Origin of the sequence: Glutamicibacter nicotianae, from assembly GCF_006539525.1 — a bacterium.
Taxonomy (GTDB): Bacteria; Actinomycetota; Actinomycetes; order Actinomycetales; family Micrococcaceae; genus Glutamicibacter; species Glutamicibacter nicotianae.
This window is the reverse complement of record NZ_BJNE01000002.1, coordinates 1-24,326: the sequence shown is the minus strand read 5'-3', so window position 1 is coordinate 24,326 and position 24,326 is coordinate 1. Positions and strand designations below refer to the sequence as shown.

Below are 24,326 nucleotides of genomic sequence, written 5' to 3'. Positions count from 1 at the left end.
GTGTGCTGTGAGCGGTGAACCGCGGTGGCGTGAGCGCAGGATGCCCTCCCGCCACCGCGGTTGCTGCCTGCGCGGCTACTTGGCCTGGCCGGCCTTGACTTCCTCGGCGGTGTAGTACCCGGAGTCGACCAGCAGCGAGGTGATGTTGTCCTTGACCACGATGTCCGAATCCAGCAGGTAGGAAGGAACGACCTTCTTGCCGTTGTCGTAGCTTTCGGTGTCGTTCGCTTCCGGCTCGCCGCCGCCGGCGTAGGCCTTCACGGCCTCGACAGCCTGGGTGGCCAGCTTGCGGGTGTCCTTGAAGATGGTTGCGTACTGCACGCCATCGTCGATCAGCTTCACCGATGCGATTTCAGCGTCCTGGCCGGAGATGATCGGCAGGCCGTCCTTGATGGACTTGCCGTAGCCGGCGTTGGACAGTGCGGTGATAATGCCGCGGGAGATCCCGTCGAATGGCGAGAGGATGCCGTCGATCTTGGTCTTGCCGCCCTGGTAATGGGCGGTGATCAGGTCTTCCATGCGCGACTGGGCTTCTTCCTGGCTCCAGCGCAGGGTGGCGGCCTGCTCGATCTTGGTCTGGCCGGACTTGACCGTCAGCGTGCCGTCGTCGAGGTATGGCTTCAGGGTGTCCATGGCGCCCTTCCAGAAGAAGTGCGCGTTGTTGTCGTCGATCGAACCGGCGAAGAGCTCGATGTTGAACTTGCCCTTCTTGTCGGTGCGCTTGCCCTGGTCGTCGGCCAGGCCCATGCCGGCCAGCAGCGAGGTGGCCTGCTGGACACCGACGTTGTAGTTGTCGAAGGTGACGTAGAAGTCCACGTTCTCGGTGCCGTTGATCAGGCGGTCGTAGGAGATGATCGGGATGTTCTGGTCCGCGGCGGCCTGCAGCTGGGTGGACAGCGCGGTGCCGTCGATGGAGGCGACCACCAGGATGTCGCTGCCCTTGGTGATCATCTGATCGATCTGCTGCTGCTGGGTGGGGATGTCGTCATTCGCGAACTGCAGGTCGACTTCGAAGCCGGCTTCTTCCAGCTGGGACTTGACCGCTTCACCGTCGGCAATCCAGCGTTCGGACGTCTCCGTTGGCATTGCGACGCCCACCTGGATGTCCTCGGGGGCGGTCGATTCCCCGCCACCAGCCCCGGCTCCGCCTCCGGCGCCGCTGCCGCTGCAGGCTGCCAATGCGCCGACCAGTGCGAGCGATCCCATGGTCGCCACGGCTTTGCGGGTCCAATTATTCCATGCCATCTTTTCCTCCTTGAAAGGTTGCCATATCTGCGAATGAGACTGGACTCACACTATGTTAGCGCTAACACAGTGACTTCGACCACCCTCTGATGAAAATAAATTAAGATTCCTTACCCAGTGGTCCTGCGCGCCCAGCACAGAGCGCGCAGAGCCCGGGAAAGGGCCTGCCTGGCTGCTAGAAACCCTGCGCCAAGCGGTAGTAGCTCTGGTTGACGCGGATCTGCTGCGCGAAGTTCCGGCGCGTGGTCTCCTCGTCGATGACCAGCAGCTCGGCACCGGCGATCTCCGCGAAGATCTCGAAGGCCTCGATGCCTGCGGCGGTGGACATCACCGTGTGGTGCGCACCGCCGGCGGCAAGCCAGGACTCGGCAGAGATATTGAAGTCAGGCCGCGGGCTCCAGACCGCGCGGGCCACCGGCAAGTTCGGCAGGTCAGCCGGCGGGGTCACCACATCGACCACATTGGCGGTCAGCCGGAAGCGCTCGCGCATATCGGCCATGGACACGACCACCGCGCCCTCGGCGGCATCCGCGCTGAAGACCATGCGCACCGGATCCTCGCGGCCGCCGATGCCCAGCGGGTGGATTTCCACCCGCGGCTTCGAGGTGGTCAGCGACGGGCAGACCTCGAGCATGTGGGCACCGAGGATCAGCTCCTTGCCGGGGGTCAGGTCGTAGGTGTAGTCCTCCATCAGCGAGGCTCCGCCCGGCAGGCCCTCGCCCATCACCTTGGCGGCACGCACCAGCACCGCGGTCTTCCAGTCGCCCTCGGCGCCGAAGCCGTAGCCCTTGCCCATCAGGCGCTGCACGGCCAGGCCCGGCAGCTGCTTGAGCCCGCCGAGGTCCTCGAAGTTGGTGGTGAAGGCCATGGCGCCGGCCTTGGACAGGAACGCTTCCAGCGCGATTTCCTGGGCGGCGGCATAGCGCAGCGACTCGTGGCGGGCACCGCCGGCACGCAGTTCGGGAACCACGTCGTACTCGCGCTCGTACTCGGCGACCAGCGCATCGATGCCGGCTTCGGCCACGGCCTTCACGGCCTCGACCAGGTCATTGACGGCCCAGGTGTTCACCGAGACGCCGAAGCGGATCTCGGCTTCGGTCTTGTCGCCCTCGGTCACCGCGACATTGCGCATGTTGTCGCCAAAGCGGACCAGCTTCAGGTTCTGCACGGCGTTGAAACCGGCAGCGCCGCGGATCCAGGTGCCCACGCGGCGGGTGACCGCGGGATTGGAGACGTGGCCGACCACCGTGGTGCGCGCGGCGCCCAGGCGGGTGGCCAGGTAGGCGTATTCGCGGTCGCCGTGCGCAGCCTGGTTCAGGTTCATGAAGTCGAAGTCGATCGAATCCCACGGCAGTTCGACATTTGCCTGGGTGTGCAGGTGCAGCAGCGGCTTCTGGAGGGCCTTCAGGCCGTTGATCCACATCTTCGCCGGGCTGAAGGTGTGCATCCAGGTGATCACGCCCAGCACGTTCTCATCCGAGTTCGCTTCCAGCATCGCGCGGCGGATCGACTCGGAGTCCTTCAGCACCGGCTTCCAGATGATCTTCGCCGGGACATCGGCGGACGCATCCAGCGCCTGCGCCACCTCGGTGGACTGCTGCGCCACCTGGCGCAGGGTGTCCTCGCCGTACAGGTCCTGGCTGCCGGTGAAGAACCAGATTTCCTTGTCGTTATATGCCTTGGCCATGATGTCCTTACTGTCCGTAAACGTTCTGGTAGCGCTCGTAGAGCGAGTCGATTTTCGCGGGGTCGATAGGCTGCGGGTCCCCGAGCTGCTGGGCGATATGCACAGTGCGGGCCACTTCCTCGCACATCACCGCAGCCTTGACTGCAGCCCTGGCATCCTTGCCGATGGTGAATGGCCCGTGGTTGGCCATGAGCACCGCGGGGCTGCGGGATTCGCGCAGCGTAGAAACAATGCCGCGGCCAATCGAGTCGTCGCCGATGATGGCGAAAGGGCCCACCGGGATTGGTCCGCCGAATTCGTCAGCCATCATGGTCAGCACGCAGGGGATGTCCTCGCCGCGCGCTGCCCACGCGGTGGCGTAGGTGGAGTGGGTGTGCACCACGCCGCCGACCTCCGGCATGTGCTCGTAGGTGTAGGCGTGGGCGGCGGTATCCGAGGATGGCGCATGCTCGCCCTCGAGCAGCTGGCCATCGATGGTGCACACCACCATCGATTCAGGGGTCAAGTCGTCGTAGGAGACCCCCGACGGCTTGATCACGAAGAGGTCTGAGCTGCCATCGGTGATCTGCGGATGGCGCACGCGCTGGGAGACGTTGCCTGCGGTCCAGACCACCAGCTCGTAGCGCGGCAATTCGGCGTGCAGGCTGGCAACGAGCTGCCGGACCGCAGCCACCTCATCTTGCATCGATTGCGGGTAATCCGCCAGTGACTTGAACTCACTCATGTTTTCTTGGCTTTCTGCTGGAAACTTACAGGGCGGTGATGGCCGCACACTGAATGGCCAAACCGGATTCATAGTTCTGCAGCCAGGCGTTGTAGCCGGCCACATCTTCAGGCAATGGGGCCGCGCCCTTGGTCTTGGCCTCGGCGAAGACCAGCTCGTCCAGATAGGAATCCAAGCTGGCCTGCGGGTTGGCTTCGATGAACTGGCGGAAGCTTGCCAGCACCGCGATGCCCCACGGCCCGCCGTGGCCGGCAGTTTCCGAGACGCTCACTTCGGTGTCCAGCGCGGCGGCCAGGAAGCGCTGGGCCACCCCGGCGGTGCGGAAGATGCCGCCATGGGCATTGAGCTTTTCCACCCGCACGCCCTGCGCGGCCAGCACCTTCATGCCCAGGCTCAGGGTGGCGAACATGCCGTAAACCTGGGCGCGCATCAGGTTGGCCAGGGTCAATGCGGAGTCCGGGGTGCGGATGACCAGCGGCCGCCCTTGCTCCAGGCCGGTGACCGGCTCGCCCGACAGGTTGTTATAGGCCAGCAGGCCTGCCCCGTCGGCCTGGCCGTCCAGTGCCGAGCCGAGCAGCGCCTCGAAGATGCGGTCGCTGGAGGCATCCACGCCCAGCGCCTTCGCGAACTGGCCGAATACGCCTGCCCAGACACCGATCTCGCTTGCGCCGTTATTGCAGTGGACCATCGCGACGCTGTCGCCGGCCGGGGTGGTGACCACATCGATTTCGTGGTGCACTCCGGCCAGTGGCTTCTCCAGCACCAGCATCGCGAAGATCGAGGTGCCGGCCGAGACGTTGCCGGTGCGCACGGCCACCGAGTTGGTGGCCACCATACCGGTTCCGGCATCGCCTTCGGGCGGGCAGAACGGGGTGCCGGGCTGCAGCTGGCCGGTGGGATCGAGCAGGCGGGCTCCGGCTTCGCTCAGGTTTCCTGCCGCCGCGCCGGCTGGCAGGACTGCCGGCAGCAGTTCGGCCAGGGTGCATGTGGCCTGGTAGGACGCTGAGATCTCGTCGAAGGCGTCGAGCATCGCGGCGTCGTAGGTGCCGGTCGCAGTGTCGATGGGGAACATGCCCGAGGCATCACCGACGCCCAGCACTTTTTCGCCAGTGAGCAGCGTGTGGACATAGCCAGCCAGGGTGGTGAGGTGCCGGACCTGCGGCACATGCTCCTCGCCATCGATCATGGCCTGGAAGTAGTGGGCAACGGACCAGCGCAGCGGGATGTTGACACGGAAGGCTCCGGTCAGCCGCTCGGCGGCCACCTGTGTGTTGGTGTTGCGCCAGGTGCGGAAGGGAACCAGCAGATCGCCGTCCTGGCCAAAGGCCAGGTAGCCGTGCATCATGGCCGAGACGCCCATCGAGGCGAAGGTACTAGGCGCAACGCCGTAGCGCTGGCGGCAGTCGGCCAGCACGGCGGCGAAGCACTGCTGCAGGCCGGAGTGGATAGCGTCCAGCGAGTAGGTCCACAGCTGGTCTTCGAACTGGTTCTCCCACTGGTGGCTTCCGCTGGCCAGCTGCTGGAAGTCCGGGCCAATCAGGCTGGCCTTGATGTTGGTGGAGCCCAGTTCGACGCCGAGCACGGTTTGGCCGCTGGTGATGAGCTGGGCAGCAGTAGCATCCTGGGGCGCGGTGGCCATGAAATCTCCGTCCTGAGGCCCAGCTTGTGGGCAGCGTCTTCGCATCGCCAGCAGCCCTCCGAGGAATTCGGAATATTGCCGGCAGGAACTTCGAAGTAATGTTAGCGCTAACATTTCGTGATGCGCAACACCCGCTGTCGAGATGCGGGCAACTAGAACAGAATTACTGGGACTTCGGCGGAGCCGTGCTTGCCCGCATGACCAGCGTTGGAGCAATCACCTTTGGAGATTTATCGGCGGTGTCGCCTTCGAGCAATTCCGTGAGTGCCGCATGCCCGACGTCCCTGAATGGCTGCCGGACAGTGGTCAGCGATGGAATGAGGAAATTCGAAATCTGCAGATCGTCGAAACCGATCACCGAGACATCGGTTGGCACATCCAGCCCGACTTCCCAGAAGGCGCGCAGGATGCCAGTGGCGAGATAGTCATTCGCGGCGAAGACTGCCGTCACTTCCCCGACGCGCACCGAGTCAACCAGTCTCTTGCCCGCCTCGTACCCGCTGGGCGCCAGCCATGATTCGGCGGGCACTTCAATAATCGGCGCCTTGGCTTCGAGCATTTTTTCCTGCCAGCCGATTTGCCGCTCGGTGGCGTCGAACCAGCCGGTTGGTCCGGAGACGTGGGCGATTTTGCGATGGCCTAATGCCAGGAGGTGTCCGGTAGCCAGGCGTGCGCCTTCGCGCTGGTCTACATAGACGTAGCGGGCCGGATCCGAAGCGGGAACACTGGTGCGGGCGGCGACAACCACCACTGGGATCTTGAGCGCCGCATCATCCAGGGCGTCAATGACCTTTTCGAACGGCGCGACCATCACCACGCCGTCAACTCCTTGGTCAACCAGGTGGTTCAAGGCTTCGGTTGCACTGTGAGCGTCGTAGCGATCCAATGCGGTCACGCTGACGAAATAGCCTTGCGCGCGGGCTGCTGCTTCGATGGCCAGCACAGTTGACTGCGGTCCAAAGAACTCGCTGCCGATGGTCAGAATCCCAATGGTGCTGGAGTGCGATGTTGCCAACGCACGGGCAGCTCGATTGCGGCGATACCCGAGTTTGCGGATTGCTTCCATGACCTGGTCGCGCGTTCCGGACCTGACATTGGGGTGGTTGTTGAGCACTCGGGAGACAGTCTGGTGCGACACCCCTGCCACGGCCGCTACATCCGCCATTGACGGTGGCCTTTTATCTGGGTGCCCTTCACCGGGCTGAGCAATGTTCACATCGGTCATTATTGCAAAAACCGGCGGTTTGGCTACTGCCACGCCGGGTAATCCGGGGCCTTATGAACCCATCGAGGTGGTATTTGACGTGGTGGACATATATCTTTGCCCGGGAACTTATCCGCTAGATTGCGGGGGTTCTCCCCCAGCTTTTCCGGAGGGGGAAGGTTTACTTGCTATGAATCAGTGGCCTCACTTCAGCCTGACAGACAGAGTGATCCGGTCTGATCTGTTACCGATGTCCTGAGACAGAAGTGTCACCGGTGTCTTGAGACATCACACATTTAAAAAGTAAGTATGTGGGACATGATTCGAAAGTGCCGTCATTCGATTGTGCTCGGAGGTAGCCAATAGTTCATCGAAGGACGGGCAACTTCATCCCCGTATTGGTCATGAGGTTACATCGTCCGTCTTGAGTCGGGCAGGGCGTAAAAGCCGACAACCACGTGAACACGTAGTTGTCGGCCAGTCGCTGACGATGCTACTTAACCGAAGAAGTTGAGGTCTTCGAGGCGTAGCCCTTCTTACTTCCGGTGACCTTCACGTAGACAACCTTGCCCAGGTCCCGCGAGGTCACCTTGTAGGTCGACTTGGTGGCTTTGCTGATCGGGGCGCCAGAACGGTACCACTGGTATTTGTATTTCTCGGGTTTCGGACTCCACGAACCGGGTTTGGCTGTCAGTTTCGAGCCAACCTTCATCTTGCCCGATACGGATGCTCCCTTCTTTACCGTGAACTTCGCCTTGGCTACCTTCTTGGTCTTAGCAGTGGTGCTTGTCTGGGTTGCAAATCCGGGACCGCTGGCGGTGACTCGGACGCTGATATTCCTGCCTGTATCGGACAGACCCAGTTTGTAGGTGGTCTTCGTAGCGTTCTTGATGGTCTTGCCATCACGCAGCCACTGGTACCTAAACTTTCCCGGCTTGGTGGAACGGGTGCCAGGATTGACCTTCAGTGTTTGTCCATAGACTGTCTTGCCACTGATACGCGGCGCTTTAGTGACAGTGTATTTTCCCTTTGTGACCCGGGAGGTGTCATACGAGGTATGGACAACCGGGTACATTCCAGATTTTGAACCCGTTACCGAATAAGCGAGGCGTTTGCCCAAATCCGCAGTGGTTGGCGTGTAGGTGGACTTGGTGGCGCCATTGATTCTCTCCCCTGCGCGAAGCCACTGGTATTTGAGCTTTACACCTGACGGCGCATTGGAGAACTTCGCAGTGAGCTTCTTCCCTACCTGCGCCGAGTCAATCCGCCCCAGTTTTAACAGGATTGGATCCTGGACAGTGAAAATTCTGGAGAAGGTTTCCGTTGTGCTTTGCCAGTATTCTGTTTCGCCCCAGTACTCATGATGCGTTGCTTTGACGGTGAGCTTTTTGCCGGAGTCTGCCTTGCTCAGCTTGTAAGCGCAGCCGCCTGAATCTCCACTTTTTGATTTTTGGACTACTGTGCTGCCGCGGCTCCAAGTGCAATTGGTTTTCATGGCGAAGCCGGTGGAGGTTTTGCTGCCTGCAGCAGTCACCCAAGTACCGACGGGAACCGTAGTTGCCGACGGATTCAAGATTGAAGCTTCGCCGAAGGGGGTATAGCTAGCCTGTAGCTTTCCCGTACCCAGCCATGACAATTCTTCATATGCAGAGACAACATATTGTTCACCGACATGGATGTTGTACTGCAGGCTGCGCCCGTCTGCCTTGTGCTGGCCCTCGTAGTATCCATCCAAGAAGCGAATATGCGTTGCCCTGGGGGCAACGAAAGTATTAAACCCCACCTGCTTGACTGGCGGATCTGTCCATCCGTCGTTCGTAAAGTAGTCTCCGATTTCCAAGCTGAAAGGTTCGCCGTCGAAACCTCTGAAGGTTTGAAGCTTGAATTCAGTACCTGCCAGCACACGGACTGGCTTCGTGTCGAACGTGATTTCCAGTTGTGCTAAAGCTGGTGCGTTCAAGAATTCTCGTAAGTCCACGTCAATCGGACCGTTGTACGCCAGACGGTTTAGCGCGGTCATGCTTTTCAGAACATCACCCTTAATTGGCGCGTTCTCCAAGCTCAAGTCAGTGATGGAAGTATTGCCATGCACTGCTTGCTGGTCGTCTCCAGTGCAAACCGCGCTGCTGCCTTCAACGGTGCAGTCCCCCATGCTGGCTTGCGCCGGCACTGCCATAAGTGGACTGATTCCCAGAGCAATGCTGAGGATCAGAGCAGATAATTTAGTTTTCAATTTTCCCCAAATGCTACGACGCGAGTATCGAGACGAATTTTATCCTGCACTTAGAAAAGTGGGTATTACTGTTTGTTAGTAGCCTGGTCTTTCAGGATAGTCATATCGTGTTTTTCCTAGTCTCTTTCTTTCAATTAAGTGGGGACTTACATCATCCACCTGACAGGCTCCATGATTCATCCGGTGGACTTTGAACCGCAGCCACGCGGCCAGCATGTGCCGGTTGGGGAACAGGAAACTGTATTCACACTAGCCGCGTGGCGCAGGTCATGTGTCATCTAAATGGAGGTCGTCCCATCCCAACACAGGCTGGCGATGCAGGTGAGCCGGCAGAGCAATATTGATTCTGCAATCGTGCCATTAAAGATAGGCCCGCCATTGTCCGAAGATGGCAGGACCTGGTCGGCGAATGCAGATCAACGCCATGCGATGGCCTAATCTGGGCCTATGAACCGCCTTCAACTGACGCATCCCTCGGAACTCCTGTTTCCACTCTTGGTGCGCGGAACAGCAGCCGGCATCCTGGTGGCCGCCATATGCGTCACCGCTCTCGAACTCCCTGGGCCTGCAGGCTATGCGACCATCACATTCATGTACGGCCTGCCCTTCGGGGCGCTGCACGGGCTGCTGGTTGCTGGCGGGGTCTATGCAGTGCTCGCCTTCCGTCATCATCGAAGCTCCGCAGGCGTCATGCAGCGGCTGGTTCCAACAGCCACCGCAACGGCGGCACTCCTCTGCATTCCTGCAGGCATCCTGATGGCCCTGCTCATCGGCGCGGAAAACGCAGCCTACCTGCTGCCAGCCGCTGCACTAGACGCCTCGGCTGCGGCGGTCACCGCCTCGTGCACGCAGTCGGCGATACGCGCCGTTGAGAAGAAACTCGATGCAGGACGCCCGGAACCGAGTCCTGGTCGCCTGGCTCGGGCGTAGGAGGTTCCCAGCGCTAGGCGCACTGCTGTGGACCAATCCAACGAGGTCTTGAGCCCACCACGGGCGAACGCCCGCAGGCTCTCGGGCCTGCGGGCGTTCGCCTCGCTCAGGATGGATCCTTGTCCATCTCGTCGCGGTCGTTCTTGTCCTGTTCGGGCTCTGCCTGCTCCGGCTTAGTGTTCCGGGCTCCCGGCAAGCCTGGGTACAGGCATCTCGATGGCCCCTGTCTGGATCTGCTCGAACTCATCGGGCGTGACTACAGGAATCTCGTAGCCTTCCTTGTCGATGAGCTTGCCGCCCACGTAGTGGTCGCCCTCGAGCAGTCCGCAGATCTCCTCGGTCTTGACCATCCGCGGCGGAGCTGCCGAGAAGACTGATGCATTCTTCGTGTTTCCGAACTTGAGCTCGTTGAACAGCAGGTTCAGCAGCACGGCCATCACGGCTGCCGAGGAAATTCCGGAGTGGAAGATCGTCTCGAACCAGGTGGGGAAACCTGCATAGAAGTCGGGCTTCACGATCGGAATGCAGCCGAAGGCAATCGAGGCGGCGACAATCACCAGGTTCATGCCGTCGTACTTCACCTTGGACAGGGTCCGGATTCCGGAGGCGGCAACGGTGCCGAAGAGCACGATGCCAGCACCGCCGAGCACCGGGGTGGGGATGGCCGCGACCACGCGGCCGAGGATCGGCAGCAAGCCGAGCACCACGAGGATGCCACCGCCGGCAGCGACCACGAAGCGGCTGGTGATTCCGGTGATGGCCACCAAGCCGACGTTCTGCGCGAAGGCCGACTGGGTGAAGGTGTTGAAGATCGGGGCTACCGCGGAGGAAGCCATGTCGGCGCGCAGGCCGTCGGCAATGCGCTTGGAATCCACCTTCGAGCCGGCAATCTCGCCCACCGCGAGGATGTCAGCGGTGGTTTCGGTGAGGATCACCAGCACCACGATGGTCATCGAGATGATGCCGCCGATTTCGAAGACCGGCATGCCGAAGGCCAGCGGTTGCGGGAACGCGAAGATCGCGCCGTGGCCGACCTGCGAGAAATCAGCCATGCCCAGCAGCGCGGCGGCCACCGTGCCCAGCACAATGGCCAGCAGGATCGACATGCGGGAGATCGCGGCATTGCCGACCTTGGAGAGCAGCAGCACCACCAGCAGCGTTCCGGCGGCCAGGCCGATGTTGGCCAGCGACCCGTAGCCCTCGGCCTTGGCGTCCCCGCCCATGGCCCAGTTGGCCGCGACCGGGGTCAGCGAGATGCCGATCATCGTGATGACCACGCCGGTCACTACCGGCGGGAAGAATCTGATGATGCGGGCGAAGAACGGCGCTATGAGGAAGCCGATCAGCGCAGCGACGAGCACCGCGCCGAAGACCGCCTGGATGCCGCCACCGCCATTGACGATGGCCACCATGGTGGCCACCGAGGCGAAGGAGGTGCCCTGGACCAGCGGCAGCTGCGCACCGAAGAACGGGATGCCCACGGTTTGCAGGATGGTGGCCAGCCCGCCGACAAACAGGCAGCAGGCGACCAGCAGGCCGATTTCGTCCGGAGCCAGCCCTGCGGCGTTGCCGATGATCAGCGGCGGGGCGATGATTCCCCCGTACATCGTCAGGACATGCTGCAAGCCATAGGCAAAGGACTTCCCCAGCGGAAGCTTGGCGTCCTCGGGACGATTGCCTTTGATAGATTCATCTTGTGTAGCGCTCAAGGCTGACCTCCTACGTCAGTCGCTGCCAAAGGTGTGCCGGTGTGCCAGCACCGGCACACCTTCAACGCTGTTCGTTTAGATAAATGCCGGAATATTTGCCCAGATCGGGTGATTCGCCTCGGTGCCTTCGCGGGTGATCGTCGCTTCGATCAGGCCGTACGGGCGGTCAGCCGCGAAGAAGACCTCGTTCGGGTTGTCCTGGCCGAAGACCTCGAGGTCCACCAGGAAGTGGTGCTTGTTCGGAAGCGACATCTTGATCTCGGCGATTTCCGGATGCGCTTCGAGCACTGCCTGCCCCATCTGGAACATGGTCTGCTGCAACGCGTACGAGTGGGTGTCGGCGAAGCGGGTCAGCAGCAGCTGGCGCACCGAGGTGTAGACCGCGTCGAAGTCGATGCCCTCGGCGATGGCCTGCTCGGTGTAGCGCCAGCGCGCGGTCACGTCGGTGGCCAGGATGCGGTCGGTGGTTTCCTTCAGTGTCGTGTACTTGTCCCGCGGGAAGCCGTGGAATTCGCTGCCCGTGGACTTCAGCACGGTGAGGTCTTCCAGGCCTGCAACGATCGACTTCTTGCCGTCGGCGCCGATTTCCAGCACGGCGGTGCGGAACTCGGACTTGTTCTGCGAGAAGGCGTGGTCGTGGTCGTTGATGCGGTCCCAGAAGAACTGCTGGGCTGCCCAGCGGCCACCGGTGATCCAATCGAATTCCCCGGTGAAGTGCTCGCCAAGCTGCACCAGGAACTCCTCGATGGCACCCACGCCGTTGCGGGCCAAGCCATAGACGGTGTTCTTCTGGGTGTCGGTGGCGACAACGCGACCATTGTCGCCATCCTGGTGCGCGGCGGTGAAGTCGCCGTGCAGCTGGCTGGTGACGTTCAGATCCTGGATCTGGTGGCGAACCGTGTCGCGGGTGATCTTGACCAGGCGGACTTCGGCCTTGCCGTACTGGTTAGAGCCCAGCACAATCTTGGTGTCTGCTGGGGCGGTGATTTCGGTAGTCATGGTTCTAACTTCCTCGGTACGTGGAATATGCAAACGGGCTGATAAGAAGAGGTACGTGGTAGTGCTCGTCGACGTCATTGACGAAGAAATCGATGCTTACCGCGGGGAAGAAGCTTTCCGTTCCCTGCTTCCCGAAGTAGCCGCCGGTCTCAAAGGAAATCCGGTAGCGGCCGGCTTCAACCTGTACCGGTCCGAGGTTTTTGATGCGGCCATCGGCATCCGTGGAACCTGAACCGATTTCTTGCCAGCCGGATGCCGTCTTGGCTTCCAGCGTGGCCTTGACACCGGAGGCAGGCCTCCCGGTCCCGGTGTCGAGTATGTGGGTGGTGATGTGGCTGCGTTCGCCGTTGCCATCTGCCATGTTCATCTCCTGGCTGTCGGAGGGATAAGGGGTCGGTAAATGCGCGGGGTGTGCACCCCGGGCATTGGCTTAGTTGTCCACCGCGTTCTGCAGCCGCAGCAGCGCGATCTGGCGCAGCTGCTCGGCAACCTCAAGAAGTTCTTCCTGCTCGCCATTGGCCAGCCGGCGTTCGCATTCGGCGAGGATTTCTTCGGAGCTGCGGCCAGCGGCGCGGATGAGGAAGACCCGGTTGAAGCGCTGCTCGTAGGCCTTGTTGGCCGCGGCCAGGCGTGAGGTGACATCGCCATCAAAGTCCAGGCCTGCCTGTTCGCCACGCGAGAGGTCGGCTTCCTTGCTGCTGCCCTGCGCTTGTTCGCCGATGCGCGGGTGGTGCGCCAAGGCGGCGGCGATTTCCTCGCGGTTGAAGGGGGCGACGTCCTGCAGCGCATAGCTGGAAAGCTCATCGAAGCTGTTGAAAGGACGGGCGGAAACAAGTGCATCGATCCAGCGGTCGACATCCACGCAGGGGCGCAGGACATCTGCCGCCTCGGCTGCGGGCAATTGATTGAATACGTCTAGTCGCATCGGGTGATCAGCTCTTTTCAAACGGTCGTTCTTTCCACGGACCTTGGCTGAACACCCTTACCACCGAAGGAGACTTCGGCTTCGACTCGATGCTGGTTTCGTGGAACCTTGTGCCACCACTGTAATCCACCTCACAGCGTCGCCGTCAAGTCAAAGCCGGAAAATCTTTAACAAGTGTGATTTATGAAAGTTTTCCGCATTGCGGATAGAAAATTTTGCGCCCAGCTATTGCCAACAATCCACCATGGTGCACATAATGGTTTCGCAAGGCAAAACATAATTTCCATATTATGGAAATAGAGAATCGCGAAGGAGGGTCGCAATGACCGCTATCAACACTGGCAAGATCAACTGCTCACCGGAGGGCCAGCGCCTCGTTGCCACCACCGACGCGTTGCGCACCGGGCTGTTCCAGCCTATCGAAGGCCTGGATCCCGATATCGCCCGCCAGCCGCGGATCACCCGCGAGGTCTCCTCGCTGTTCAGCCGCCTGTTCGGCCAGCACCAAGGGCGCTAGGCGCTCCTCAAGACCACGCAGAGGCCAACCCCTGAGGCGTCGGGACCTGGCCTCTGCGTTTTTTAATTCGGCCTTCAATGCCGGAGCACCGCAGCATGGCAGCTTCCGCTACCCCTCTGCGAATCCCATGAAATCGGCCGGTGCAGTGCTTGGCGCCGCCAGCATGCCCACCATGGAATCAACCAGGAAGTAGCCCACGGACTCCCAGTTGCCCCGCTGCCTGCCCTCGTTGACCGTGCGCTCGTACTGCGCGCATAGCCCCAGGAACATCGGACCAAGGATCAGCGCACGCGATTTGACCACCATCTCGGGAATGCCCTCGAATTCCTTAAGCTCCCGGCCTTGAGCCGCGGCACCCAGCACCTCATCACGCAGGCTGTCGCCAACGATCGATGGCAGGTCCGGGTGCAGGCGCGCTTGGAAGAGGAATTGCGCCCGCCAGGATGGCCTGCCCAATGCATCAAAGGAATACACCCAGGGAAGAGCCTGCACGGTGACCAGTTCGCGCAGGCTGGCTTGCGGCCCACCAGCGGCTGATGGCAGCGCAGCACGGCAGCGACGCATGTCAGCCAGCGCCCGTTGCAGCATGGCTTCCAGCAAATCCTGGCGGCTCCCGAAATGGTATTTGATCGCCGAGTGGTTGGCAGTGCCGGCATGTTCGGCAATTTTCCGATTCGATACGGCATCAATCCCATAGCTCGCGAAGAGCTCTTCTGCCGCATCGAGCAGAACCTCCCGTGCTTTTTCCCCGTGTCGGCTCACCGCCCCGCCTTCCCTTTCGTCACCGCACCCAGGTGCCAAGGCAGTGAACCTCGGCACAATTGTAGATAGTTTTACGCCATGTGGCGTAAATTGGTTGTCAGTATTCAACTAATAATCTTGCCGGGGTGCCGCGCATCCCGCCGCTGACCGAGAATCCAAGGAGCATGCGTAGTTGAGCAACGACGCCGCAGTCACTGAAAACCCGCCGCCCTCCCGCAGGGCCAAGCACGAGAAGCAGCCGCTCTCCGAGCAGGAAGCGGCCGCCAAACGCGCCAAGGCCGAGAAGATCGGCAGGACTGTAGCAGTCTTCATCATGCCATTGATGATCGTGGGCATGATGATTTGGGGCTACCTCGGAGCCATGCACCAGCAGGAAGCCAAGAACATGCCGGTGGCCATTTCCGCCACCAGCACTGAGAAGGCAGAGGACTTCGTCCGCACGCTCGAAGCTGGCAACGGGGATGCAGTTGACCTGCGCATTGTCGATTCGCCGCGCGAAGCCCGCGAGCTGGTCTATGACCGCGAAGTGACAGCCGCCGTTGACCTCGACGGCAAGACCGCCACCATGTACACCGCAAGCGGTGCAGGCGTCTCCGCATCGTCGGCCATCAAGGCCGTGCTCACGCCGGTGGTCCTGGAAGAGGGTCTTGAGCTGGTGTCCGAGGACCTGAAGCCGCTTCCGGCGGATGATTCCATGGGCATGGGCGCCATGCTGCTGGCCACCGCGATGATTACCGCCGGCTACATGCCGTGGTCGCTGGCCTACTCGAACTCCCCCGAGCTGCTGCGGCGCCGCAGGGCGCTGCCGCTGCTGGGCGGATGGTCGATCCTGCTCTCGGGACTGGGCATCCTGGTCGGCGGCCCGATCCTCGGCGTGCTCCACGCAGCCACCATCCTGCCAGCGTGGGGCACCTTGGCCCTGGGTGTCTTCGCCGTGGGCGCAGGCCAGCTGCTGCTGACCCGCATCTTCGGTGCCATGGCTGTCATCCCGGGCATGTTCCTGTTCATGGTGCTGGGCCAGCCGGCCTCCAATATGGGAATGTCGGTCTACATGCTGCCGAAGATCTTCCCGTTCCTGCACCAGTTCCTGCCGATGCCGGCCCTGGGCGAAGCCATGCGTTCGGTGCTGTACTTCGATGGAGACGGTGCGGGCGTGCATATCCTGATCCTTGCCGGCGGGGCCGTGGCAGCGCTGCTGCTGGTCGCCCTGATCGATGCGCTGCGCACCGCCAAGGGCAAGAGCGATATCCCGACCCAGATCAATGTCCCTTCCCTGCATGGCGGCCCGCGCCCGAAGAACAAGGCCTGGCGCTACATCACCCTGGGCGCGGTGCCTTTCGCCATGATCGCCATCATGCTCAGCTCCATGCTTGGCGCCATGCAGACCCCGGCTCCGCGCGAGATGCCGGTAGCGGTCGTGGGTTCCTCCATGGAGCAGGCCCAGCAGACGGTGGATTCGCTGAAGGAATCCATGGAGGACAAGTTCACCTTCACCGCCATGGACAACGCCGGCGACGCCCGCTATCTGGTCGAATCCCGGGAACTGGCCGGAGCGTTCGTGCTGCCATCGAAGCAGGATCCCGAGGCAACCATTTACACCGCCCAGGCTTCCGGCAACGCCGCCTCGCAGGTAGTTGTGCAGGTATTCACCCAGATCAGCCAGGCCCAGGACATGTCCGTGGACCACCGGGAACTGGCGCCGCTTCCGGAGCACGACAATATGGGCACCGTGGTCATGTATCTGGGCATGGGTTGGGTGATGGCAGGCTTCATGGTCATCATGGTGGGTTCCACCGCGGCACCGCACCTGCGCCCGCTGCAGAATCTGATCCCGCTGGTGGCCGTGTACTCCGCCTTCATGTCAGCCGTGCTCTACCTGATTGCCGGACCGTTCACCGGTGCGGTCGAGGGCCGCTTCTGGCAGTTGTTCGGCACCGGCATGCTCGCGATCTTCTCGGTGGCCATGCTCACCACCGTGTTCAATCGGCTCATGGGCATGGTCTGCCTGCTCCCGACCATGCTGATCGTGATGTTCCTGGGCGTCCCGGCCTCCAACGGCGCACTGTCCATCTACATGGAACCGCGCATCTTCGCCATCCTGCACGACATCTTGCCGATGCCTGCGGCCGTTGAAGCGATCCGCGCGATCATCTACTTCGACGGGGCCGGCCTCTCGTCCCATCTGGTGGTCCTGGGCATCTGGGCCCTGGCCAGCCTGGCGCTGACCCTGGTCATCGACCAGCTCAAGCCGGTGCATGCCGAAGCCCACCCGGTGTCCGCCGAAGAGCTCGCGGCCCTGCAGGGCCGCCAGCGCGACGCCAAGGCGAGCGAAGCCGCTGCATCGGCCGATGGCATCGATGCCGAAGCCGGGGAACTGGCTGACGCGCAGGCCGCGGCCGGCGCAAGCGCCAACGAAGACCGGGAGAAGCACGCGGTCAGCGTCTAGCCAGTCCTCCTCCCCCGGCAAATGCGGGCCAGTCCATTGATGTGGACTGGCCCGCAGTTCGCTTCCGCCTAGCGATCGGTCTTGGCCACCGTGAGCAGCACGCTGGAATCCTCGGTAGCGCTGATTTTCAGCCGCCCTTCGGGCAGCACGATCAGATCCTGGCTGCGCCCCTCCCACTGGTTGCCCATCGATGAGACGGTGACCCTTCCGTCGAGGACCAGCAGTGTCGCTTCGCCGGGATTCGCATGCTCCTGCAGCTCGGTGCCGGCCTTGATCCCGATGACAGTTTGGCGCAGCGTGTGCTCATGGCCTCCGAACACCGTGCTGGCGGCGCGGCCATTGCCGGCGTTCTCGGCATCGCGCAGCTGGGCCCGGGCGATGGCGGTCAGCGAAAACTTCATCATTCAATCCCTGCATCTCATCTCTGCGGCTGGAAGCTCCTCGCCGGTTGGCATGTGGTGCTACCAGCCTGTCCCCGGTCGGGGCAAAGGTCAAGGACTGCGCGGAAGGCTACTTCAGCGCCAGCTGCGCCAGCACCGGCAATGCTATGACCGACAGGACGCAGGTGATGACGATGGCTACCGCGGTCGGTTCGCCATCCCCGGTGTCGTTTTGCGCCATGATGTAGGCGGTCGCGCTCACCGGCATGGCCGCCATGAGCACCGCCGAATTGAACCAGATGCGGTCAAGCTCAGGGGCGAAGGCAAGCAGCATGGCCACCACCAGCACGGGGAATGCCACGAGCTTGCCCACGACCATGGTGGCGATGGAAATTTTCGCCCAACGGGCTGCTGGCGCGGTACCGTCCGCGGCCGCCGGCGCCCGGCGCCTGGAACGTGCTCGGTCAATGGTCCGCTTCAGCGACATGCCGATGACGAAGAGCGCGCCCGGAGCAGCCGCGGCGGCCACCAGGTCGATGGTGTCGTCCACCGGCTGCGGCACCGGCACTGCGAAGATTGCTACCGCCCCGCCGACGAGCATCGCCCAGGTGACCGGGCTGCAGACCAGGGCGTTGCGCACGGTTCGGGCAATGCGCGCAGCACTGGCCTTGTGCTCTCCTCCGCCTGCGTGGGGCAGGACGATTTGGGCGAGGATGGGGAACCCGACCATGAAGATGATGTTGTGGACCAGTTGCCCCATGCCCGCCGCGAAACCGGCTTCGGTTCCCATCACGCCCAGGACGATCGGGATGCCCAGATACGAGACGTTGCCAAAGCTGGTGGCCAGCATGCCGGCGAGCGCCCGCGCCCGGTCTGCGCGCAGCAGATAGCGGAAAGCCAGCCAGCTGATTAGCGCGAACACGAGTGCCGAGACGATGCTGATCCACAGGAATGCGAACGGCACGCCGTCGCTGATGTCCGCCCGGGCCACCACCTTGTAGAGCAGGGCCGGCAGGGCGACATAGAAGACGAATACGTTCAGTGCTGGTTCCACGTTGGCCGGGAACTTGGGAGCATGGCTGGCGGCGTAGCCGATGAGCATGACGAAGAACAGCGGCAGCACGCCATAAAGCACGTCGAGGAACACAAGACTCCTTCGGGGATATTCGGCCCGGATTGCGCGAATTGGCCACTTCAAGGTTAGTAGCCGGCCAGGCTGATCCGGGAAACGCGGCCGGGGATGCGACGCAACATGCAGAAGAAAACTGGGGTTTCGCGGCCCGAATTCCTAGGATGGGACCACGCGCCTCACCCTAATGCCGTTGAGATTTCCGCAAGGAGAATTGATGTCCCAAGCATCTAACGCCCCGCACGCCCCGCGCACCATCGTCATCACCGGTGCAGGATCAGGCATCGGCCGCACCACCGCCCGCCTGCTGCTGGAGCAGGGATGGAATGTGGTGCTCGCCGGGCGCACCGCGCAGAAGCTGCACGAGACGGCGCAAGGACATGGCTCCGCCCTGGTGGTCCCCACCGATGTCAGTGATCCGCAGGCCGTGGATCAGCTGTTTGCCGCAGCCGCCGAGCGTTTCGGATCGGTCGACGTGCTGTTCAATAATGCAGGGATCTTCGGTCCCCCGGCAGCCATCGACGAGCTGGACCCTGCCCAGTGGGATGAGGTGTGCCGGATCAACCTCACCGGAGCCATCAACGCCGCCCGGGCGGCGTTCACCCACTTCAAGGCGCACGGCGGGGGACGCATCATCAACAACGGGTCGATTTCGGCGCAGGTGCCGCGCGTGAACTCCGTTGCCTATACCGTCACCAAGCACGGCATCGCCGGCCTGACCAAATGCCTTGAACTCGATGGGCGCGAGCACCGGATCAGGGCCACCCAGATCGATATCGGCAACACCGCCAGCGACCTGCTCGATGATTTCGGCGCCACCGAGGGAGCCTTGCAGCCCAGTGGACATCGGCTCGTCGAGCCGACCTTCCCGCTGGCCGAAGCCGCTGAAGCCGTTGCATACATCGCCGGAGTTCCATTGGGCACGTCCATCAACCAATTCACCATCACCGCTGGCGGCATGCCCTACATCGGGCGAGGCTAGGCCGCGGGCATCATCGAGGAGGACCGGGCATGGAAGTTGAGACCCCGGCGACCTGCGGCAACGCCCCGCGCCATCAGATCATCATGGGGCTGCTGGCTGCGCTGCACGGCAAGGACCTGGCAGAACTGCGCCAGTGGCTTGCCGAGGATGTGGTGTGGGAGTTCCCGGGCGAGCAGGCCCTGCATGGACGCGACGCGGTGGAACAGTGGGTCCAAGCTCGCCCCGAGACCAGCAGAGTGCTCTTCCTGAGCATCCTCACCCACGGCAAGGAAGGCAGCGCGGACGGGATCTTCACCAGTGGCGGCAGGGAAACTCCCTTCAGCCACGTGCTGCGGTTCGCCTCGGCCGGCAAGGCAGCGAAGCTGGTCGGCGTGCGCAGCTATTTCGCCGCTTCTTCCGCTGCTGCGCAGTAGGGCCTAGAAGTATTCTGCCAGCAGCGCTTCGAGCTTCGCGAAAGCCGAGTGCCATGCCTGGGTGCTAGACTCGATCACCTCATGCGGCAAGGGGGTTTGGGTCAGCGTGAGCATGGTCTGGCCGGCGAATTCCTTGAATTCGATGCGGGTCTCGATTACCAGGTCCAAGGTCATTTCGTGCGGGCCGTCGGCGCTGGCCAGGCACTCGTACTCGTCGAAGGCGGTCAGCACCGCCTTGAGCGGCACCCTGGCTTCCGGGTTCCCTGCCTGCACCATGTTCAGCTCATGCCGGCCGCCGACCTTGGCTTCGAAGACGACGGAATCTTCCTCGACCAGCCAGCCCTCCGGCCCCCACCATTGGGCGATGATTTCCGGTTCGACAAAGGCAGCCCAGACGGCGTTCTTCGGTGCGGAAAACTGCCGGGCGACTACAAGCTCAGTCATCGATTCCATGGGTTCAATTCTATCGCGGCCCGCTTTCGGGCTCAGCTGCGCGGGCTAGCCTTGCGGGCGGCGGGGCTCCATGCGGCTCACGGTGTACAGCGTTTGCTCATCCGGCAGGGTTCCGGCGGCTTCATGGGCGCGCATGACCTTCATGGCGCGATCCCATTTGATGCGTTCGCGCGGGCTGGCCAGGACGCGGCGCTCGGCGGGACCGAAGATCGACAATCCCAGGTACTTCAGGCGCCAGAAGATACGGTAGCCGACGCTCAGTCCGGTGGTATCGGAAATGATCGGCAGGGGTGATTCATCCATGATCGTCGTCCTCTTCGGTCATCTGACGTGCAAGTGCTGGCACATCAATCATACGTCATTAGTTGGTGCACCAACTAAATTGGGCCTAGCTCTTCGGAGCGTTCGCACCAGCGGCGATCATGCGGTCCAGGATGCTGCGCAGTTCCAGGACATCCTTCTCCGAGAGGGCAAGCCGGGCCATCATCTCTCGGGGCACCTGCACCGCTTCGGCACGCAGCGCTGCGCCCTTCTCCGTGGGCTGGATGACCACTGCCCGCTCATCGTCCGGGTTCTTCGTCTTGGCTACCAGCCCGGCGGTTTCCAGCCGCTTGACCAGCGGCGAGAGCGTTCCCGGATCCAGATGCAGGTGCCCGCTGAGGGTACTGGCACTCATCGGTCCCAGATCCCAGAGGGCCAGCATCACCAGGTACTGCGGATGAGTCAGCCCCAGCGGATCCAGCACGGGCTTGTACGCCGAGATCACCGACCGCGAGGCCACGGCCAGGCCGAAGCAGACCTGCTTTTCCAGCTTGAGAAGATCTTCGTCGCGAAGAATTGCACTGTCCACGTTGCTGCAAGCTCCTTGAAAGACGCCTAATACCACTGCATCGATCGTACCCCGGCCGAAAACTTCGCTGCCGGGCCCAAGCCCGCGCACCGGAAAGGCATGGCTTCCGGCGACATGGAAAATAGCGGATCGAGTAGTCAAAACGGGCCGCAGTGAATAGCCTTGGCCTATGAGCAATCTCGAGCAGAGTCCGCAGGAGATCGACTGCCATGCACTGCGCTCCGGGGCAGAGGTTGAAATCCTCGAGCCACGCGAAGTGCCGCTGGGCGGCCCGCGGGCCATGACTGTCTTCCGCACGCTGCCGCAAAAGCAGCGCAGCCTGATTGGCGCCTGGTGCTTCCTTGACCATTACGGTCCGGACGACGTCAAGGTCACCGGCGGGATGAACGTGCCCCGGCACCCGCATACCGGATTGCAGACCGTCTCCTGGCTCTTCACCGGCGAGATCAACCACATGGATTCTGCCGGCTTCAAGGCAACCGTGCGCCCGGGCGAGGTCAACCTGATGACCGCCGGCCACGGAATCAGCCATTCGGAGATCCTCACCGAGGACACCACCATCCTCCACGGCGCCCAGCTATGGACCGCGCTGCCCGATCATGCGCGGGACATGGAGCATACCTTCGAGAACTACCGCCCGGAACCGCTGACTGCCGAGGGCTGGTCGCTATCGGTATTCCTGGGAACCTACGCGGTAGCTGGGCAATCTTCCGCCTCCCCGGTGAAGACCCACACCGAGCTCGGCGGCGCGGAATTGCGCCTCGAGCCGAATACCGAAATCCACGTCGTGGTTCCCGAGCACCATGAGCACGGGATCCTTTTGGACTCCGGCAGCCTCGAAGTCAACGGCCATGAGCTCGCCCCGCGCGATCTGGGATTCGTGCAGGCCGGGTGCAAGACCCTGCACCTGAGGTCCGGCGACCAGCCGGTGCTGGCACTGCTCATCGGCGGTGAACCGCTGAAGGAAGACATCCTGATGTGGTGGAACTTCGTGGGCCGCACCCATGAGGAAGTCCTCGCCTTCCGCGCGCAGTGGCAAGCCGAAATCGGGGCGGAGCCCGGGGACGCCTCCGAGGACCGCTTCGGGCCATTCCCGCCTGATACCCCGGCAGCCCTGCCGGCCCCGGCGCTTCCTACCGTTCGCCTTCGCCCGCGGGTGAACCCAGCCTAGCCACCAAGGAGCTTTCCATGAGCGATATCAAGCCAGTTTTCCTGCCCGAGCGCCAGCGTTTCGCCCTCGATGATGACGGGAAGATGATCGGCGCGGCGCACTACCGCGATTTCGACGGTTCAGAAGGAGTCGAGCGGATTTTCTTCCACACCACCGTGGATGAGGAATATGGCGGGCAAGGGCTGGCCGGCATCATGGTGAAATTCGCGCTGGAGAACACCATCGCCAGCGGCGCCAGGATCGTTCCGGTCTGCCCGTACGTGAAGGCCTACGTTGCCAAGCACACCGAGTACGCGAAGCATCTGGTGAAACCGGAAAAGCACCATCTGGAGATCCTGCCGCGCGGCTGATCCGGGCAGTTCAAGGATTCATCTCCAGGCCTCGCGCGGCCAGCTCTTCGCTCAGGAGGCGGATGGCTTTCGGACCCACGCCGTGCAGTGCGAGCAGCGCCGCGGCGCCGGCCTGCCCCGCCTGCTCGAGGCTGGTGATGCCGGCCTGCTCGAAGGCCCTGGCCGCGGGGTTGCTGGTTTTCGGAAGCTCGGTGCCCATGACCCCAGCGTAGTCAGGCTGCCGGCCGCGCAACAGCTTTGGTGCGCGGCGAGATCGCGATCAGGACGAGCACCAGCAAGAGGCTGAAGCTGAATACCGAGATGAACCCCATGCCGGTGGCGGCCATTGCGAAGATGACCCCTCCGATGGCAGTGACCCCGGCATTGCCCAGGGAGTCGGCCACGGTCATTGCCGATGAGTTGAATCCCTGCTCGTCCTTGGCGGACAGGGCCAGCATGTTCACGTTTTGCCTCGGGAAGATCATGCCCATGCCGAAGCCGCCCACAGCCCATCCGCAGACCAGCACGAGCACCGGCGGATGGAAGACCGCGGTAGCCAATGCAGTTGAAATCGCTATGCAGCCGGCAATCGCCCCCACGGTGATGCAGGTGGAGGATTCCACCTTCTCCCCCAGCTTTCCCTGCAGCCATGAGCCCACCGACCAGCACAGTGCCGACGCCGTCAGGATCAGGCCGGCCCGGTCGGGGCCCAAGTGATAATCCTCGCGCAGCAGGTAGGGCAGGTAGACTTCCACGCCGAAGAAGGCGCCAGCAACGAGGATGCGGGTCATGATGGTGGACGGCAGTCCCCTGGCCAAGCTGAATGTGCCCTTGGGCAGCAGCGGGCGAACCGCGGCCAGGGCTACCGCCAGCGCCAGGATCAGCCCGAGCAGGGACCAGCGGCCCTGCGCATTTCCGAGCAGGTTCATGCAGATGACAGACAGCCCGGTCAGGCCGGCCAGCACCAGCCGCTTGGCGGAAATCGGCCCCAGGTCAGGATTGCGCGTCGAGCTCAACGACTTCAATGCCGGCACGACCCCGCAAAACGCGAGAACCACCAGCACCGCCACTCCGGAGAACACCCAGCGCCAGCCGAGGTGCACCGCGATCAGGCCTGCCATCCAGGGGCCGATCATCGCCGGGATCACCCAGGCGGTAGCGAACAGGGCGAAGATCTTCGAGTGCAGGTGCCCGGGGTACGCCCGGGCAATAAGCACGTAGATGGCGACGGTGATCGCGCCACCGCCGATTCCCTGCAAGACGCGCCCGGCAATCAGGGCCTGCATGTTCTCGGCCGAACCGCAGATCAGCAGCCCAACGCAGAATACGGCAACGGCGATGAACAGCGGGTGCTTCGGCCCCCACCGGTCGGTGACTTCTCCGGCGGCCACCATCCCCAGCATGCCGCTGGCGATCGGTGCGGCAAAGGCCAGCGCGAAGTAGCGTTCACCGTCCAGCAGCTCGCTGACCAGCGGCATCACCGTCGTCACGGCCATGGATTCGAAGGCGACCAGGAAGACGAGCACGAACATGCCAAGGGTGGTGGCAAGATACTGCGGAGCATAGATGGTGGACTCGGCACGCTCGGTTGATTGGCTA

The 24,326-nt window shown here is 62.6% G+C and carries 25 protein-coding genes; 7 read left to right on the top strand and 18 right to left on the bottom strand.

Annotation, left to right across the window (positions count from 1 at the left end; all coding sequences use genetic code 11):
* Window positions 1–75: 75 nt before the first annotated feature.
* The 6 genes from chvE to ANI01nite_RS02860 all read right to left on the bottom strand — a co-directional run bounded on the left by chvE (window position 76) and on the right by ANI01nite_RS02860 (window position 8,732).
* On the bottom strand, window positions 76–1,245 hold the full coding sequence (gene chvE / locus ANI01nite_RS02885) for a multiple monosaccharide ABC transporter substrate-binding protein (RefSeq protein ID WP_141355878.1): 1,170 nt from the start codon (window positions 1,243–1,245) through the stop codon (window positions 76–78).
* 175 nt (window positions 1,246–1,420) lie between these two features.
* Window positions 1,421–2,932, bottom strand: coding sequence for an L-arabinose isomerase (gene araA, locus ANI01nite_RS02880; RefSeq protein ID WP_141355876.1), 1,512 nt, complete (start codon window positions 2,930–2,932; stop codon window positions 1,421–1,423).
* 7 nt (window positions 2,933–2,939) lie between these two features.
* The gene (locus ANI01nite_RS02875) at window positions 2,940–3,656 is read right to left on the bottom strand and encodes an L-ribulose-5-phosphate 4-epimerase (protein WP_141355874.1); all 717 of its coding nucleotides are present in this window, start codon (window positions 3,654–3,656) and stop codon (window positions 2,940–2,942) included.
* 25 nt (window positions 3,657–3,681) lie between these two features.
* Window positions 3,682–5,295: a xylulokinase gene (locus tag ANI01nite_RS02870; protein ID WP_141355872.1), complete on the bottom strand. Its 1,614-nt coding sequence runs from the start codon at window positions 5,293–5,295 to the stop codon at window positions 3,682–3,684.
* A gap of 163 nt (window positions 5,296–5,458) precedes the next feature.
* The gene (locus ANI01nite_RS02865; protein WP_255314365.1) at window positions 5,459–6,460 is read right to left on the bottom strand and encodes a LacI family DNA-binding transcriptional regulator; all 1,002 of its coding nucleotides are present in this window, start codon (window positions 6,458–6,460) and stop codon (window positions 5,459–5,461) included.
* A 532-nt stretch (window positions 6,461–6,992) separates the two neighbouring features.
* Window positions 6,993–8,732 carry a hypothetical protein gene (locus ANI01nite_RS02860; protein WP_141355868.1) on the bottom strand — a complete coding sequence of 580 codons (1,740 nt, stop codon included), beginning with the start codon at window positions 8,730–8,732 and terminating at the stop codon, window positions 6,993–6,995.
* Window positions 8,733–9,179: 447 nt separating this feature from the next.
* On the opposite strand from ANI01nite_RS02860, the gene ANI01nite_RS02855 reads away from it, so the two are divergent.
* A complete protein-coding gene (locus tag ANI01nite_RS02855) occupies window positions 9,180–9,662 on the top strand; it encodes a hypothetical protein (protein ID WP_170214545.1) in 483 nt (160 codons plus the stop codon).
* A gap of 173 nt (window positions 9,663–9,835) precedes the next feature.
* On the opposite strand, the gene ANI01nite_RS02850 is transcribed toward ANI01nite_RS02855, so the two are convergent.
* The 4 genes from ANI01nite_RS02850 to uraD all read right to left on the bottom strand — a co-directional run bounded on the left by ANI01nite_RS02850 (window position 9,836) and on the right by uraD (window position 13,295).
* Window positions 9,836–11,371, bottom strand: coding sequence for a nucleobase:cation symporter-2 family protein (locus ANI01nite_RS02850; protein WP_141355864.1), 1,536 nt, complete (start codon window positions 11,369–11,371; stop codon window positions 9,836–9,838).
* A gap of 75 nt (window positions 11,372–11,446) precedes the next feature.
* Complete coding sequence (pucL, locus tag ANI01nite_RS02845) at window positions 11,447–12,370, bottom strand: factor-independent urate hydroxylase (protein WP_141355862.1); 924 nt, start codon at window positions 12,368–12,370, stop codon at window positions 11,447–11,449.
* Between the two features lie 4 nt (window positions 12,371–12,374).
* On the bottom strand, window positions 12,375–12,731 hold the full coding sequence (gene uraH, locus ANI01nite_RS02840) for a hydroxyisourate hydrolase (RefSeq protein ID WP_038993376.1): 357 nt from the start codon (window positions 12,729–12,731) through the stop codon (window positions 12,375–12,377).
* 69 nt (window positions 12,732–12,800) lie between these two features.
* Entirely contained in the window at window positions 12,801–13,295 is a 495-nt protein-coding gene (uraD, locus tag ANI01nite_RS02835) for a 2-oxo-4-hydroxy-4-carboxy-5-ureidoimidazoline decarboxylase (RefSeq protein ID WP_066142904.1), read from the bottom strand.
* Window positions 13,296–13,617: 322 nt separating this feature from the next.
* Here uraD and ANI01nite_RS02830 point away from each other — a divergent pair, with 322 nt between their 5' ends.
* Complete coding sequence (locus ANI01nite_RS02830) at window positions 13,618–13,812, top strand: hypothetical protein (protein ID WP_141355860.1); 195 nt, start codon at window positions 13,618–13,620, stop codon at window positions 13,810–13,812.
* A gap of 108 nt (window positions 13,813–13,920) precedes the next feature.
* On the opposite strand, the gene ANI01nite_RS02825 is transcribed toward ANI01nite_RS02830, so the two are convergent.
* Entirely contained in the window at window positions 13,921–14,574 is a 654-nt protein-coding gene (locus tag ANI01nite_RS02825) for a TetR/AcrR family transcriptional regulator (RefSeq protein ID WP_170214544.1), read from the bottom strand.
* 172 nt (window positions 14,575–14,746) lie between these two features.
* On the opposite strand from ANI01nite_RS02825, the gene ANI01nite_RS02820 reads away from it, so the two are divergent.
* Entirely contained in the window at window positions 14,747–17,020 is a 2,274-nt protein-coding gene (locus ANI01nite_RS02820) for an ABC transporter permease (RefSeq protein WP_218024298.1), read from the top strand.
* 68 nt (window positions 17,021–17,088) lie between these two features.
* On the opposite strand, the gene ANI01nite_RS02815 is transcribed toward ANI01nite_RS02820, so the two are convergent.
* Window positions 17,089–17,424 carry a cupin domain-containing protein gene (locus ANI01nite_RS02815; RefSeq protein ID WP_141355856.1) on the bottom strand — a complete coding sequence of 112 codons (336 nt, stop codon included), beginning with the start codon at window positions 17,422–17,424 and terminating at the stop codon, window positions 17,089–17,091.
* Window positions 17,425–17,530: 106 nt separating this feature from the next.
* The gene (locus ANI01nite_RS02810; protein ID WP_141355854.1) at window positions 17,531–18,547 is read right to left on the bottom strand and encodes an AEC family transporter; all 1,017 of its coding nucleotides are present in this window, start codon (window positions 18,545–18,547) and stop codon (window positions 17,531–17,533) included.
* Between the two features lie 199 nt (window positions 18,548–18,746).
* Between ANI01nite_RS02810 and ANI01nite_RS02805 the strand changes: the two genes are divergently transcribed.
* Together ANI01nite_RS02805 and ANI01nite_RS02800 are read left to right on the top strand one after the other, a co-directional pair.
* Window positions 18,747–19,511, top strand: a complete 765-nt coding sequence (locus ANI01nite_RS02805) for an SDR family oxidoreductase (protein WP_038992802.1) — start codon at window positions 18,747–18,749, stop codon at window positions 19,509–19,511.
* A 29-nt stretch (window positions 19,512–19,540) separates the two neighbouring features.
* Window positions 19,541–19,924, top strand: a complete 384-nt coding sequence (locus ANI01nite_RS02800; RefSeq protein WP_052253949.1) for a nuclear transport factor 2 family protein — start codon at window positions 19,541–19,543, stop codon at window positions 19,922–19,924.
* A 3-nt stretch (window positions 19,925–19,927) separates the two neighbouring features.
* Here the strand turns inward: ANI01nite_RS02800 and ANI01nite_RS02795 are convergent, their stop codons facing one another.
* The 3 genes from ANI01nite_RS02795 to ANI01nite_RS02785 form a co-directional block, all read right to left on the bottom strand.
* Window positions 19,928–20,377: an SRPBCC family protein gene (locus ANI01nite_RS02795; protein WP_038992801.1), complete on the bottom strand. Its 450-nt coding sequence runs from the start codon at window positions 20,375–20,377 to the stop codon at window positions 19,928–19,930.
* Window positions 20,378–20,422: 45 nt separating this feature from the next.
* On the bottom strand, window positions 20,423–20,680 hold the full coding sequence (locus ANI01nite_RS02790) for a hypothetical protein (RefSeq protein ID WP_052253948.1): 258 nt from the start codon (window positions 20,678–20,680) through the stop codon (window positions 20,423–20,425).
* 85 nt (window positions 20,681–20,765) lie between these two features.
* Window positions 20,766–21,227, bottom strand: coding sequence for a MarR family winged helix-turn-helix transcriptional regulator (locus ANI01nite_RS02785; RefSeq protein ID WP_141355852.1), 462 nt, complete (start codon window positions 21,225–21,227; stop codon window positions 20,766–20,768).
* 169 nt (window positions 21,228–21,396) lie between these two features.
* On the opposite strand from ANI01nite_RS02785, the gene ANI01nite_RS02780 reads away from it, so the two are divergent.
* Both ANI01nite_RS02780 and ANI01nite_RS02775 read left to right on the top strand, forming a co-directional pair.
* Entirely contained in the window at window positions 21,397–22,398 is a 1,002-nt protein-coding gene (locus ANI01nite_RS02780) for a pirin family protein (RefSeq protein ID WP_038992798.1), read from the top strand.
* Between the two features lie 17 nt (window positions 22,399–22,415).
* Window positions 22,416–22,748 carry a GNAT family N-acetyltransferase gene (locus ANI01nite_RS02775; RefSeq protein WP_141355850.1) on the top strand — a complete coding sequence of 111 codons (333 nt, stop codon included), beginning with the start codon at window positions 22,416–22,418 and terminating at the stop codon, window positions 22,746–22,748.
* A 10-nt stretch (window positions 22,749–22,758) separates the two neighbouring features.
* Here ANI01nite_RS02775 and ANI01nite_RS02770 read toward each other — a convergent pair whose 3' ends face one another.
* Both ANI01nite_RS02770 and ANI01nite_RS02765 read right to left on the bottom strand, forming a co-directional pair.
* Window positions 22,759–22,947, bottom strand: a complete 189-nt coding sequence (locus ANI01nite_RS02770) for a helix-hairpin-helix domain-containing protein (RefSeq protein ID WP_066142870.1) — start codon at window positions 22,945–22,947, stop codon at window positions 22,759–22,761.
* A gap of 13 nt (window positions 22,948–22,960) precedes the next feature.
* Window positions 22,961–24,326, bottom strand: a 1,366-nt coding sequence (locus ANI01nite_RS02765) for an MFS transporter (protein WP_141355847.1), incomplete at its 5' end; no start/stop codon positions are given.

Bases quoted from the DNA above. Each gene is read 5' to 3' on its own strand.
- ANI01nite_RS02815 (WP_141355856.1), bottom strand. From the start codon at position 17,424: ATGATGAAGTTTTCGCTGACCGCCATCGCCCGGGCCCAGCTGCGCGAT.
- uraD (WP_066142904.1), bottom strand. From the start codon at position 13,295: ATGCGACTAGACGTATTCAATCAATTGCCCGCAGCCGAGGCGGCAGAT.
- ANI01nite_RS02780 (WP_038992798.1), top strand. From the start codon at position 21,397: ATGAGCAATCTCGAGCAGAGTCCGCAGGAGATCGACTGCCATGCACTG.
- ANI01nite_RS02875 (WP_141355874.1), bottom strand. From the start codon at position 3,656: ATGAGTGAGTTCAAGTCACTGGCGGATTACCCGCAATCGATGCAAGAT.
- ANI01nite_RS02795 (WP_038992801.1), bottom strand. From the start codon at position 20,377: ATGGAATCGATGACTGAGCTTGTAGTCGCCCGGCAGTTTTCCGCACCG.
- ANI01nite_RS02770 (WP_066142870.1), bottom strand. From the start codon at position 22,947: ATGGGCACCGAGCTTCCGAAAACCAGCAACCCCGCGGCCAGGGCCTTC.
- pucL (WP_141355862.1), bottom strand. From the start codon at position 12,370: ATGACTACCGAAATCACCGCCCCAGCAGACACCAAGATTGTGCTGGGC.
- ANI01nite_RS02790 (WP_052253948.1), bottom strand. From the start codon at position 20,680: ATGGATGAATCACCCCTGCCGATCATTTCCGATACCACCGGACTGAGC.
- uraH (WP_038993376.1), bottom strand. From the start codon at position 12,731: ATGGCAGATGGCAACGGCGAACGCAGCCACATCACCACCCACATACTC.
- ANI01nite_RS02805 (WP_038992802.1), top strand. From the start codon at position 18,747: ATGTCCCAAGCATCTAACGCCCCGCACGCCCCGCGCACCATCGTCATC.
- ANI01nite_RS02855 (WP_170214545.1), top strand. From the start codon at position 9,180: ATGAACCGCCTTCAACTGACGCATCCCTCGGAACTCCTGTTTCCACTC.
- araA (WP_141355876.1), bottom strand. From the start codon at position 2,932: ATGGCCAAGGCATATAACGACAAGGAAATCTGGTTCTTCACCGGCAGC.
- ANI01nite_RS02830 (WP_141355860.1), top strand. From the start codon at position 13,618: ATGACCGCTATCAACACTGGCAAGATCAACTGCTCACCGGAGGGCCAG.
- ANI01nite_RS02870 (WP_141355872.1), bottom strand. From the start codon at position 5,295: ATGGCCACCGCGCCCCAGGATGCTACTGCTGCCCAGCTCATCACCAGC.
- ANI01nite_RS02800 (WP_052253949.1), top strand. From the start codon at position 19,541: ATGGAAGTTGAGACCCCGGCGACCTGCGGCAACGCCCCGCGCCATCAG.
- ANI01nite_RS02775 (WP_141355850.1), top strand. From the start codon at position 22,416: ATGAGCGATATCAAGCCAGTTTTCCTGCCCGAGCGCCAGCGTTTCGCC.
- ANI01nite_RS02865 (WP_255314365.1), bottom strand. From the start codon at position 6,460: ATGGCGGATGTAGCGGCCGTGGCAGGGGTGTCGCACCAGACTGTCTCC.
- chvE (WP_141355878.1), bottom strand. From the start codon at position 1,245: ATGGCATGGAATAATTGGACCCGCAAAGCCGTGGCGACCATGGGATCG.